Below are 11427 nucleotides of genomic sequence, written 5' to 3'. Positions count from 1 at the left end.
CGAAAACCGGGTTCCACTTTTCGGTCCGATGCTTCAGGCCGGCGAAGGCGCGGGCGGCAGGGCTGCCGCCGCCCGCAAGCCCGCCTCACGCCGCCTCGGCGGCGGGCCGCGTGACGACGGCGGTCAGGATGGTGACGGCCGCGACGATGAGCACCGCGCCGCTGACGGCGAAGACGCTCTCGATGCCGCTGGTATCGAAGATGAAGCCGCCCGCCGCCGCGCCGGTGGCGATGGCGAGGTTGATGGCGGCGACGAACAGGCCGCCGGCGCTTTCCGTCTCGTCGGGCACGGCGCGGGTGATCCAGGTGGACCAGGCGACCGGCACCGCGCCGAAGGCCAGGCCCCAGATCGCGACCATGGCGGCATCGACGGCCACGTTGCCGCCGAGGCGCGACAGGACGAGCGCCAGCGTGCCCATGACCAGCGGCATGACGGTGAGCGTGAACCGCATGGACCGCTCGAACAGGAACGCGCCGAGATAGTTGCCGGCGAGATTGGCGATGCCGAAGCCGAGCAGGATGACCGAGATGCCGGTCACGCCGACCTGGGTGACGTTCTCGAGGAACGGGCGGATATAGGTGAAGAAGGCGAAGTGACCGGTGAAGACAAGCAGGATGGCGATCATGGCCAGCCCGACCGTGCGCCGCGATACCACCTCGATCATCGTGCCGAAGCGCGAATGGCCGCGTGGCGCGAGCGAAGGCAGGGCGAGGAACTGGGTGACGAGGGCAAGCGCGCCCAGCCCCGCGGCAGCCAGGAACACGACGCGCCAGCCCGCCAGATCGCCCAGATAGCTGCCGGCGGGCGCGGCGAACAGGGTCGCCGCCGAGACGCCGGTGAACAGCACCGAAAGGGCGCGCGGCACGAAGCGCTCGGGGACGAGCCGCATCACGGTGGCTGCCGAGAGGGTCCAGAAGCCGCCGAGGGCGACGCCCAGCGCGATGCGCCCGGCAAGCAGCAGGGGAAGGTTCGGCGCCACGGCCACGAGCAGGTTCGACAGGATCAGCAACACGGAGAAGCCGAGCAGGACCTTGCGCCGGTCGATCCGGCGGATCAGCGCGGTTATGACCAGGCTGGTGATCAGCGCCACGGCCGCCGTCGTCGTCACCGCCTGCCCGGCCATGCCCTCGGTGACGCCGAGCTCGGCCGCGATGGGCGTCAGCAGGCTGGCCGGCAGGAATTCGGAGCCAACCAGGCCGAAGACCCCGAGGCTCATGGAAACCACCGCCCACCAGGCGGGCCGCTCTTCGCCGGCGGCATCTGCATTCGTCGCGTCGTTCATCCGAGGAAACTCCGTTCATGAATCGGTCGCCCTCAGATGGGTGGCGTCTCCGGACGATCCATGCCATATTCTCCGGAATGCTTGATCGAAACTCCGGACCTTCATCGACCCGCTCCGACCGCGACCCGCTGAGCGAATTGCTCATGGGCATGCGCCTGCGCGGTGCCAGTTACGGCAAGCTGCGGCTTGCGCCACCCTTCGGCATCAGCTTCCCCGCGACGGCCCATGCCCGGTTTCATTTCATTGCCGCGGGCGACGTGCATATCCGGCCGGCGGCGGGCGATCCCGCCCGGCTGGGCTGCGGCGACGCGGTGCTGCTGCCGCGCGGCGATGCCCACGCCATCGTCTCGGCGCCGGGCGTTTCCTCGCGTCCGCTGGAGAGCTTCGAGACGACGCCGCTCTGCGCCGAAGTCTGCGCGCTGACGGAGTATGCGCCGGGAACCTGCCGGACGAAGGACGTGCTGATCTTCACCGGCCAGATGGAGTTCGAGCTGGACACGCTGCATCCGCTGGTCGGCCTGATGCCGGCGGTGATGTCGGTTGGCGCACTGCTCGGCCGCCAGCCGGAGATCCCGCCGCTTCTGGCGGCGATGGAGCGCGAGATGGCCACGGACCGGGCCGGCACGGCGGGCATACTGGCGCGGCTCGCCGACGTGGTCGCCGCGACGATCGTCCGGGGCTGGGTCGAATGCGGCTGCGGCGACGCGACCGGCTGGGTGGAAGCGCTGCGCGATCCCCGGCTCGGCCGGGTCATCGCCGCGCTGCACCGCGACCCGGGCCGCGACTGGAGCGTCGCCGAAATGGCGGCGGAAATGGGCAGCTCGCGTTCCGTCTTCGCCGAGCGCTTCGTCGCGGCAACGGGAACGACGCCGCTGCGCTATGTCGCTGCCCTCAGGATGCGTCTGGCGGAGCAATGGATCGCCCGTGACCGCATGTCCATCGATATGGCGGCGCGGCGCCTGGGCTATGCCTCGCAGGCGGCCTTCAGCCGTGCCTACAAGCGCGTGACAGGTCAGACGCCTGGCCACGCGCGGGCAGCGGCCAGGCCGGAGCGCCCGGCCGAGGCGCCGCCGCTGTAACGCGGTCGGGCATCCGCCTGTCAGCCATCGCCGTTGATGGCGTGCGTCTTCTGCAGCCGCCAATGGATCTCGGACTGCTCCGAGGCGGCGGCGTAGAGCACGATCTGGCGGCTTCTGCGCGGCCCGCCGAGGCCCGCGAAGAAGATCGATTCCTCGACCACGGGTGCCGCGCTCTCAGCCGTGAACAGCCACGTGTCCGTCGCCTCCCCGGTCAGGATCAGGCGGCCCTCGGGATCGCGATAGATGTCGATGTCGGGATGGACGTGGAACCGGACCGCGACGGCGTCGCCGCCGACCGCCCGGGCGCGTGAACCGTCCGGCCGGCAGACGCGGTCCGTGCCTTCCAGCAGGATGCCGTTCTGCGACAGGGCGAGCTCGCGCTCATGCATCAGGCCGAAGCGCGCCGCATAGCCGTCATGGCTGGCCACGAAGCGATGCACGCCCTCGCCGTCGTCGCGCCGGCAGGCCACCCGGCGGGGCCCCGAGAGAAGCGGCGTTCCGATCAGCCCGTTCCACTGGGAAGAGAGGCTGAAACGTGCCTGCGAGGTGTCGTTCAGCGTGACGGTCGAATGGGCCGCGGTGGTGCGCGCCAGCGGCCGGAAGCTGTCGTCGCCGAAACTATCGACCCCGCTGTTGACGATGAACTGGTGGCGCCCCGACGACATCTCGAAGGAAAGGCACCCCGCATGGGCGAAATGCGACAGGTCGGGCGGCGGCGGGGCGGCGGCATCGGCAAGCACGGTGGTGCCCCCCAGCGCCAGGCGCTCATAGCCTGAATGCGGCGCGTGCAGCAGGGGCGCGCCGTCCGTGTCGTCATAGCGCAGGATGGCCGCGACGCGGTCGTAGAGCGTGATGCCCATGCCGTTGAAGCGGGCGATGCTGCCGTCCCGGTGGCGGAAGAAGCGCAGCGCCGGCAGCATGCGCTCGACCGCCTCGACCAGCGCCTGCGGCGGCTGCTCGGACTGGTTGGTGTAGGTCTGGCGCAGCGGCAGCAGATCGGCCAGCAGCTCGAGAACCGCGCGCGGGTTGCGCGAGACATGGCCGCCATCGGCCAGGATCTGGCGTTCCAGCTCGAAGGCGAGGTTGCGGCTGGCCGTGCGCAGCGCCGTGGCCGGGGTCGGCAGCGAGAGCGCGCACAGGGCGAGCGCCACCCGCGCGCGAAGGCGGTCCTCGCCGTCCGGCATCTCCGAGGCCATGGCCCGCAGATAGCGCATCTGCACCGCGAGGTTCTTCAGGAACAACCGGTAGAAGGGAAGCTCCGCGCCCTGCAGCACGACGGAGGAATGCTGCAGCCAGGAGATGACGCGCCGCGCCGCGATCGCCGGTTCCCAGGGCGGGCTGGAGACGCGTTTGCCGTAGGTCGCGATCCAGTCCTCGACGAGGGCGCGGGCATTGGCCGCCGCCAGTTCGCTCTCTGCGGCGCGCATGTGGCGCAGCCAGCGAAAGCCGTGCAGGGATTCCTGCCAGGCCGGATTGCCGGCCTGCATCTGGAACGGCGATTGCCCGCCCGTCTCCACGAGCTGGCCACCGAGCAGGAAACGGCCGTGATAGATGTCGCGCGCCACCTGGGCGTCGGCCAGGCGCAGGTCCGGCGGGGCGATCAGCAGGCGTTCTGGCGTGCGCCCGGAGTAGCGCCAGCGATAGGACGGACCGGCGCGCAGGCGTCGCCGCAGGCGCATCCATGCCTGCCGCGCGAAGAGTCCCCATAATTGATGGGGGGCGTGCCCCCTTACCCTATCCAATGGCTGCGATTTTCTTCCGGTATCCCCACATCGGCGAGAGTCTAAATGATTCAACCATTTGTGCGAAGATGAAAGTTGCCGGCGCTGATCAGCCGGCGCGCCGGATGCGAGCGGCGAAGAAACCGTCCAGCCCCTGCATGAGCGGCGTTGTGCCAAGGCTGTCCGCCGGCGTCGTCCGCAGATAGCCCTCGGGGCTGACGAAGGCGGCAATACCGGGCAGCTCGCCCGGCAGGATCGGGTCGAGCGCTGCCTCCGGCGTCTCGGCGAGGAACGCCGCGAGCATCGCCTCGCCCTCGGCGGGATCGAGCGAGCAGTTGGAGAAGACCACGGCGCCGCCGGGCCTGACCAGCGTGACGGCGTGATCGAGCAGCGCGCGCTGCAGGGCGGCGAGCTTGTCGATGTCCTCCGGCGCCTTCGTCCAGGGGACGTCCGGGTGCCGGCGCACCGTGCCGGTCGAGGAACAGGGTGCATCGAGCAGCACCGCGTCGAACGGCGCTTCGGGAACGAACTTGCGGATGTCGGATTCGACGATCTCCGCATCGAGCCGGAGACGGGCGAGGTTTTCAGCCAGCCGCTTCAGCCGGCTTTTCGACAGGTCGACGGCGGTGACATCCGCGCCGGCATGGACGAGCTGCGCCGTCTTGCCCCCTGGTGCCGCGCAAAGATCGGCGACGCGCTTTCCGGCGACGTCGCCGAGCAGCCGCGCCGGCAGGCTGGCGGCCGCGTCCTGCACCCACCACGCGCCTTCGGCGAAGCCCGGCATCGTATCGACGCCGGCTTCCAGTTTCGCAACGCGCACCGAGCCCGTCGGCAGCACGATGCCGCCGAGCGCTTCGGCCCAGCGGGCGGGATCCTCCTTGACGGAGAAATCCACCGGCGGCTCGAGACGGTGCATGGCGAGGATCGCCGCGGCCTTCTCCGGCCCATAGGCCGCCTCCAGCCGTTCGGCGAACCAGTCGGGCGCTTCGCGGGTCTGGGCGAGAGCCGCCGGCAGCGCCCGCGCCTTGACGCGGATCAGATTGCGCAGCACGCCGTTGACCAGGCCGGAGAAGCGCGCCAGCCGCGGATCGGCTTTGGCCTGCGCCACGGCGAGGTCCACGGCGGCGCTGTCGGGCACGTCGAGGAACAGGATCTGCGCCGCCGCCACATGCAGCGTGTGCGACAGGGCACGGGCATTCCCCGGCAGCGGGCGGTCGAGGCGCCGGGCGAGCAGCGCCTCGATGGTGGTGCGATGGCGCAGGGCGCTCATCAGGATGGCGCGCACCAGCGAGCGGTCGCGCGCATCGAGCGCGCGGAAACCCGGCTGGCCATGCGCCGGGTCCGTCAGCCCGTCGAGCGAGGCGTGGGCATCCACCACGGCGGCCAGCAGCTTGACGGCGACGCGGCGCGTTTCCAGGCCCGGCTTGTCGGGATCGGCGGTTTTGTTCGGATGTCGGTCTGCCTGGGCGCGCCCGGCGGGCCGCCTCACGACCAGGGACCTTTCGGACCCTTGGCGTCGCGGCCCCAGCGCTGCTCGCCGGGAGCCGCCTTCGGGCGCTCATCCGGCTTCGCCGGGCGGGCACCCCACGGACCTTCGTCCCGCGCGGTCCCGTCGCCGCCTGTGCCGCGCGGAGCAGGCTCGGCATCCGCCATGCTCATCTCGCGCGCCATCTGCTCCAGGGCGGCAACACGGTTTGCCGTGTCGGGATGGGTCGAGAACAGATTGTCCATGCGCTCCCCCGACAGCGGATTGATGATGAACATATGCGCCGTGGCCGGATTGCGTTCGGCATCCGGATTGACAATCTGCTTGGCGCGCGAGGCGATCTTCTGCAGGGCGGAGGCGAGCCAGAGCGGATTGCCGCAGATCTCCGCCCCGCGCCGATCCGCCGAATATTCGCGCGTGCGGCTGATGGCCATCTGCACCATCATCGCCGCGAAGGGCGCGACGATCATCGCCGCCAGGACACCGATGAAGCCCAGCGGATTGTTGTTGTTGCGCCCGCCGCCGAGGAAGAAGGCGAAATTGCCGAGCATCGAGATCGCGCCGGCCAGCGTCGCGGTGATGGTCATGGTCAGCGTGTCGCGGTGCTGCACATGGGCGAGTTCATGGGCCATGACGCCCGCCACCTCCTCGTAGCTCAGGCGCTCGAGCAGGCCGGTCGTCGCCGCGACGGCGGCGTTTTGGGGATTGCGCCCGGTGGCGAAGGCGTTGGGCTGGTCGTTCTGGATCAGGTAGACGCGCGGCATGGGCAGGCCCGCATGGGCCGCGAGATCGCGCACGATGGCGTAGTATTCGGGCGCGTTGCGCTCGTCGACCTCCACCGCATGATGCATGCGCAGCACCATCTTGTCGGCGTTCCAGTAGCTGAACAGGTTCATCGCCGCCGCGATCAGAAGGGCGATCATCATGCCGCCGGTCCCGCCGATCATGAAGCCCACCCCCATGAACAGGGCCGTCATGAAGGCCAGAAGCATCGCTGTGCGTATCGTGTTCATCGTCGTCCAGGCTCCGTTTCCGCGCGGTCACAGAGCTTTCAATCGCGCGGATAATCGCCTTATATGATGGGAGTACCGCTTCGTGTAATCAATATTACCGTTCTCCGAACCGAAGGGCTGATCGTGAACGATGTAACCAGACCGACCGACCCGGCGCCTGCGAAGGTGCTTTCCCCGGCCGCGCAGCGCGCCCTTGCGGAAGCGGAGGCGCGACGCGCCGACTATGAGCGCCAGGCGGCCAGCGCGCCGAAGGAGCTGGGCGGCCGCGGCGGCCAGGACCCTGCCCGCTACGGCGACTGGGAAGTGAAGGGCATCGCAGCCGATTTCTGAGCATTGCCCTGCGGGGTTGCGGGATGGCGGATAGAGGAATATATTCCTCTTATGTTCCGTACCTACCCGAACAGCCTCGTCTGCATCCTGCTTGCCGTCGTCATGGGCGGCTCAGGTCCGGCGCTCGCCGCGCACAGGGAAACGACCCCCGGCCCTGTCGAAGCACGTGTCCTGCGGGTCGTCGACGGCGACACCTTCATCGCCGAAGCGCATGTCTGGCCGGGCCAGCGCATCACGGTCAGCGTGCGCGTCCGCGGCGTCGATGCGCCGGAGCTTCGCAGCCGCTGCAAGGCCGAGAAGGCGGCGGGCTTCCGGGCGCGCGCCGCACTTGCCGGCCTTCTCGCCGGCGGCGCGGTGTGGATCAGTTCCATCAGCGGCGGGAAGTATTACGGTCGGGTTCTCGCCGATGTGACGACCGAGCCCGGCGGCGATGTGGCGGCGCGTCTGCTGGATGCCCGGCACGTCAACGCTTACAATGGCGGGCGCCGGCTTCCCTTTGTCTGCTGACGGTTCCGGCTTTAGGGAAAACACGGGATAGCGTGAGGCGGCATTTCCCTGGCGCCATGAACCGGTTAAAGAAGGGCCTGTCACCCGGCCGCGCCCCGGCCTCGCCACAGGGAGATTAGCCATGACGTTGCGTGCGTCCCTTCTGGCCGTGCCGTTCGCGGCCGGTTTCATGCTTTCCGCATTGCCTGCCGCGACGGCGCAGGATCTGCCCGATCTCGGCGGCCGCGAAGTCGTCGTCGTGACGGAGAATGCCTATCCGCCGCTGCAGTTCGTCGATCCGAAGTCCGGCGAGCAGATCGGCTGGGAATACGACGCGATGAACGAGATCGCCAAGCGCCTCAACATCTCCGTGACCTACCAGAACACGAGCTGGGACGCGATGATCCAGTCGGTTTCGGACGCGCAGTACGACATCGGCATGACCGGCATTACCATCCGCGACGACCGCAAGGAGAAGGTCGATTTCTCCGATCCCTACATGCGCTCCGAGATGCTGATGCTGGTGCGCAGCGACGAGGACCGCTTCGACGACGGGAAGAGCTTCGGCGCGCTGGAGGATACGCTGATCGGCGCTCAGCCCGGCACCTCGCCCTTCTACACGGCCGTGTACGAAGTTCTCGATGGAAACGAGGCCAATCCCCGCATCAAGCTGTTCGAGACCTTCGGCGCCTCCGTCCAGGCGCTCCGCGCCGGCGATGTCGACATGGTGCTGACCGACAGCACGGGCGGCAAGGGATATGTGGAGGCCTCCGATGGAGCGCTGAAGCTCGTCGGCGAGCCCCTGGGTTCCGAGGATTTCGGCTTCATCTTCGCCAAGGGCTCCGATCTCGTCGCACCGATCAACGCGGCGATCGCCGCATTGAAGGCGGACGGCACGATGGACGCGCTGAACAAGAAGTGGTTCCTCGACTACAAGATGGGCCAGTAGGGCGTGCCGGAAACGTCCCGCCTGCCTTCCTGAAGCCGATGGCCGTCAACGCCCCCGGAAAAGCCGAGAAGAAGGACTTCCCCTGGTGGCTCGCCGCCGCCGGGGCGATCGCCGTCGGCGTGGCGGTGCTGATCGTCGCCAGCGATCTTTATTCGCAGGTCTTCGCCATCGTCTCGAAGGGCATCGGCATCACCGTGTTCGTGACGGTGGTGGGCTTCGCCCTTGCCACCGCTCTCGGCCTGGGCATCGCCCTGATGAGCCTCTCGGGTTCACTGGTCCTTCGTCAAGTGGCGCGGTTCTATGTCGAGATCATCCGCGGCGTACCCGTCCTCGTGCTCCTGTTCTGGATCGCGTTTGCGGGCGTGCCGCTTCTTGTCGGCGGCTGGAACGCGCTGACCGCTCCGCTTCGGGAAGCGGGAGTGGTCGACGAGCTGCGGGTGCGCGACATCTCGCTGCTGTGGCGCGCGATCATCGCGCTCACCATCGGTTACTCGGCCTTCATCGCCGAGGTCTTCCGCGCCGGCATCCAGTCGGTCGAGGCAGGCCAGGTCGAGGCGGCGAAGGCGCTCGGCCTGACCCGCTTCCAGCGCTTTCGCCTGATCGTGCTGCCGCAGGCCATCCGCACCATCCTGCCGCCGCTCGGCAACGACTTCGTCGCCATGGTCAAGGATTCCTCGCTGGTTTCGGTCCTCGGCGTCGCCGACGTCACGCAGATGGGCAAGATCTACGCCTCCGGCTCGTTTCGTTTCTTCGAGACCTATTCGATCGTCGCCTATGTGTATCTGATCCTGACTGTCGGCCTGTCGCTCGGCCTTCGGGCGCTCGAGCGGAGAATGCGCAGAAACCAGGCGCGGGGGTAGCGCGCCGGCGTTTCCATGAAATGATGAACGGGCCCAGGGAACTCCCGCCCGCTCCCGGCGTTCTCGCCTCCATGGATCTTCTGGTGGCTGAATTCGCACCGTCAACCAGCCTGCCGTGGCAGGTCATCGCGGTGCGTCTCGTGCTGGCTGTGCTTCTCGGCGGGGTGCTCGGTTTCGAACGCGAGCTGGCGGACCGCCCCGCCGGGCTGCGCACCCATATGATGGTCTGCCTCGCCTCGGCGGTGTTCGCCCTCATCACCATCGAGATCGTGGCCATGCCCATGTTCGACGACGAACGCGTGCGGGCGGACCCCATCCGCCTCGTGGAGGCGATCACGGCCGGGGTGGCCTTCCTCGCGGCCGGCTTCATCATCTTCAAGCGCGGCGCTGTCCGCGGCCTCACCACCGGAGCCGGCATGTGGCTGGCGGCCGCAACCGGCCTCGCGGCCGGGCTCGGCCTCTGGGTGATCGCCACACTGGCCTGCCTCCTGGGCGCGGTCATCCTGGCGGTCATGCGCCGGCTCGAGACCGGGCTCGAGCTGAAGCAGCCCAAACAGCGCCGCTAGAGCATTTTGCAGTCCAGGCGGGATCACCCGACGCCCGCCTATTCGCTGGTTGCGCGGCCCGGCAGCGAGAGATCGCCCGAAGCGATGTCGTGGACGCCGGTGACGCAGAGAAGCGGCGTCTTGCCTTCGGGATGCACCCGCAACTCCGCGGTCACCGCATCGAAGGCGACATCGGCGCCGTCGGCAACCGGCACGGTGATGCGGACGATCCTGCCGTCGAGGCGCGGCGACATGCCGGGGCTGTCGAGCGCGATCGGCAGCATCGGGGCCGTTGCCGGCAGCGCATCGACGCCGGGCGAGACGTCCCGCACCTTGTAGCCCGCCTTGCAGGGCTCCGCCTTCTCCAGCACCACCCAGTGCGAATGCCAGTCGGCGCCGTCATTGGCCGGATCCCCGTCGCCGTTCTCGTCGAACAGCGGCGTATCGTCGAAATCGGGATGCGCCGTGACGGCCAGCGCCAGGATGCCCGAAGCCTTCTCGAATCCGGCGACCTCCGGATCGAGCCCGGTCGGCCAGACATAGGCCGCGACGCCGGCTCCCGGCAGCGCGCCGGTCGCTGCCGGCTTGACGCTGCCCGCCTCCCCGGAAAGCTCCATCGAGAAGGTCATCAGCCTTTCGGTGGCTGCGGCGCCGGCGCGGCGGATGTCGAAGGCAGGTTCGACCCCCGCGTTGGCCGGGCTTTCGATCTCGTGCGCGGCAAGCGGACCAGCCAGCGTCACCGCCAGAGCGAGGGAAAGGGCCGTAGCCGGAGCCGAGACACGGCCAGCGGAACACGAACGGGCAAGGAGTGGAAAAATCATGGGAATCTCCATTAATATCGACTCGATACAAATTCGCTACCACAGATAGAAGAAACTTGCAATTATGGTGTCGAGACAATACTGTTTGGCAATGAGCGATCACGACATATCCGCGATGATCGGGCGGCTGGCCCGTATCGTCAGCCATGACGGCCACGCCGCCGGACTGAAGCCGGTGCAGTGGGAAGCGCTGCGCTATCTGGCGCGCGCCAATCGCTTTTCGTGCACGCCGAGCGCGCTGACGGCCTATCTCGGCACCACCAAGGGCACCGTCTCCCAGACGCTGATGGCGCTCGAGAGGGCCGGTTTCGTCCGGAAATCGACCGATCCCGCCGACCGCCGCTCCGTGCGGCTTGAGCTGACGGAGGCCGCCCTGGCGCTCCTGCCGCACGACGAGACCCAGCGCTTCGAGCGGGCCATGGACGCGATCAGCGAACTGGAGCGCCGCGCGCTGCGCCTCGGCCTCTCGGCATTGCTGAAGGCGCGCATCACCGCCGATGGCGGAAGGCCCTTCGGGCTGTGCCACGCCTGTCGCCACTTCCGCAAAGATGCGCGGGGACCGGGGCGGCATTTGTGCGGCCTGCTTGCGGAACCGCTCGATGACGACGATGCATCCCGCATCTGCGTCGAGCAGGAAGCGGCCTGACGGCGGTCCCGCCTCCACGGCGATTGCCGACACCGGTAAACGCTGGTAAGAGGCTCTCATGGAAGAACTTTTCGGAAGCCCGACCTACAAGCGCTTCGTTCTGCAGGATGTGAAACGCCTGCCGGGCCGCTTCTTCGCGCGGGTCTCCGGCTCGCTTCTGAGCCGACTTCCCTAGGCGGACACGCCAGCCGGCGATCGTTCGATTTGCC

At 68.5% G+C, this 11427-nt stretch carries 12 protein-coding genes; 7 read left to right on the top strand and 5 right to left on the bottom strand.

Annotated features, from left to right (window positions below; genetic code table 11):
• Positions 1–85: 85 nt before the first annotated feature.
• The gene (locus tag NA2_RS10255; RefSeq protein WP_008596655.1) at positions 86–1282 is read right to left on the bottom strand and encodes an MFS transporter; all 1197 of its coding nucleotides are present in this window, start codon (positions 1280–1282) and stop codon (positions 86–88) included.
• Between the two features lie 77 nt (positions 1283–1359).
• Between NA2_RS10255 and NA2_RS10250 the strand changes: the two genes are divergently transcribed.
• Positions 1360–2361: an AraC family transcriptional regulator gene (locus NA2_RS10250; RefSeq protein ID WP_081582655.1), complete on the top strand. Its 1002-nt coding sequence runs from the start codon at positions 1360–1362 to the stop codon at positions 2359–2361.
• A 20-nt stretch (positions 2362–2381) separates the two neighbouring features.
• On the opposite strand, the gene NA2_RS10245 is transcribed toward NA2_RS10250, so the two are convergent.
• From NA2_RS10245 to htpX, 3 genes are all read right to left on the bottom strand, one after another.
• Positions 2382–4040, bottom strand: a complete 1659-nt coding sequence (locus NA2_RS10245) for a heparinase II/III family protein (protein WP_008596652.1) — start codon at positions 4038–4040, stop codon at positions 2382–2384.
• Between the two features lie 151 nt (positions 4041–4191).
• Positions 4192–5571, bottom strand: a complete 1380-nt coding sequence (locus tag NA2_RS10240; RefSeq protein ID WP_008596650.1) for an RsmB/NOP family class I SAM-dependent RNA methyltransferase — start codon at positions 5569–5571, stop codon at positions 4192–4194.
• A complete protein-coding gene (htpX, locus tag NA2_RS10235) occupies positions 5568–6581 on the bottom strand; it encodes a zinc metalloprotease HtpX (RefSeq protein ID WP_008596647.1) in 1014 nt (337 codons plus the stop codon). The genes NA2_RS10240 and htpX overlap by 4 nt, the downstream gene beginning before the upstream one ends.
• Before the next feature lie 63 nt (positions 6582–6644).
• Here htpX and NA2_RS10230 point away from each other — a divergent pair, with 63 nt between their 5' ends.
• From NA2_RS10230 to NA2_RS10210, 5 genes are all read left to right on the top strand, one after another.
• A complete protein-coding gene (locus NA2_RS10230) occupies positions 6645–6911 on the top strand; it encodes a DUF1674 domain-containing protein (protein ID WP_081582654.1) in 267 nt (88 codons plus the stop codon).
• Positions 6912–6962: 51 nt separating this feature from the next.
• Complete coding sequence (locus NA2_RS10225) at positions 6963–7418, top strand: thermonuclease family protein (RefSeq protein WP_008596640.1); 456 nt, start codon at positions 6963–6965, stop codon at positions 7416–7418.
• A 121-nt stretch (positions 7419–7539) separates the two neighbouring features.
• On the top strand, positions 7540–8346 hold the full coding sequence (locus tag NA2_RS10220; RefSeq protein WP_008596639.1) for a transporter substrate-binding domain-containing protein: 807 nt from the start codon (positions 7540–7542) through the stop codon (positions 8344–8346).
• Between the two features lie 38 nt (positions 8347–8384).
• Entirely contained in the window at positions 8385–9206 is an 822-nt protein-coding gene (locus NA2_RS10215; RefSeq protein ID WP_008596638.1) for an amino acid ABC transporter permease, read from the top strand.
• Positions 9207–9229: 23 nt separating this feature from the next.
• The gene (locus NA2_RS10210; RefSeq protein WP_008596637.1) at positions 9230–9772 is read left to right on the top strand and encodes an MgtC/SapB family protein; all 543 of its coding nucleotides are present in this window, start codon (positions 9230–9232) and stop codon (positions 9770–9772) included.
• Positions 9773–9810: 38 nt separating this feature from the next.
• Here NA2_RS10210 and NA2_RS10205 read toward each other — a convergent pair whose 3' ends face one another.
• Positions 9811–10572 (bottom strand): hypothetical protein, encoded by a 762-nt coding sequence (locus tag NA2_RS10205; RefSeq protein WP_008596636.1) that lies wholly within the window; start codon positions 10570–10572, stop codon positions 9811–9813.
• A 91-nt stretch (positions 10573–10663) separates the two neighbouring features.
• Between NA2_RS10205 and NA2_RS10200 the strand changes: the two genes are divergently transcribed.
• On the top strand, positions 10664–11218 hold the full coding sequence (locus tag NA2_RS10200; protein WP_008596635.1) for a MarR family winged helix-turn-helix transcriptional regulator: 555 nt from the start codon (positions 10664–10666) through the stop codon (positions 11216–11218).
• The last annotated feature ends 209 nt before the right edge of the window (positions 11219–11427 follow it).

The sequence above is a fragment of the Nitratireductor pacificus pht-3B genome (genome assembly GCF_000300335.1).
Lineage (GTDB): Bacteria > Pseudomonadota > Alphaproteobacteria > Rhizobiales > Rhizobiaceae > Nitratireductor > Nitratireductor pacificus.
This window is presented reverse-complemented; position numbering and strand designations above follow the sequence as displayed.

Excerpts from the sequence above, each read along its gene's own strand:
- NA2_RS10230 (WP_081582654.1), top strand. The coding sequence starts at position 6,645 with ATGATGGGAGTACCGCTTCGTGTAATCAATATTACCGTTCTCCGAACC.
- NA2_RS10215 (WP_008596638.1), top strand. The coding sequence starts at position 8,385 with ATGGCCGTCAACGCCCCCGGAAAAGCCGAGAAGAAGGACTTCCCCTGG.
- NA2_RS10250 (WP_081582655.1), top strand. The coding sequence starts at position 1,360 with ATGCTTGATCGAAACTCCGGACCTTCATCGACCCGCTCCGACCGCGAC.
- NA2_RS10220 (WP_008596639.1), top strand. The coding sequence starts at position 7,540 with ATGACGTTGCGTGCGTCCCTTCTGGCCGTGCCGTTCGCGGCCGGTTTC.
- NA2_RS10245 (WP_008596652.1), bottom strand. The coding sequence starts at position 4,040 with ATGCGCCTGCGGCGACGCCTGCGCGCCGGTCCGTCCTATCGCTGGCGC.
- htpX (WP_008596647.1), bottom strand. The coding sequence starts at position 6,581 with ATGAACACGATACGCACAGCGATGCTTCTGGCCTTCATGACGGCCCTG.
- NA2_RS10210 (WP_008596637.1), top strand. The coding sequence starts at position 9,230 with ATGAACGGGCCCAGGGAACTCCCGCCCGCTCCCGGCGTTCTCGCCTCC.
- NA2_RS10205 (WP_008596636.1), bottom strand. The coding sequence starts at position 10,572 with ATGATTTTTCCACTCCTTGCCCGTTCGTGTTCCGCTGGCCGTGTCTCG.
- NA2_RS10225 (WP_008596640.1), top strand. The coding sequence starts at position 6,963 with ATGTTCCGTACCTACCCGAACAGCCTCGTCTGCATCCTGCTTGCCGTC.
- NA2_RS10255 (WP_008596655.1), bottom strand. The coding sequence starts at position 1,282 with ATGAACGACGCGACGAATGCAGATGCCGCCGGCGAAGAGCGGCCCGCC.
- NA2_RS10200 (WP_008596635.1), top strand. The coding sequence starts at position 10,664 with ATGAGCGATCACGACATATCCGCGATGATCGGGCGGCTGGCCCGTATC.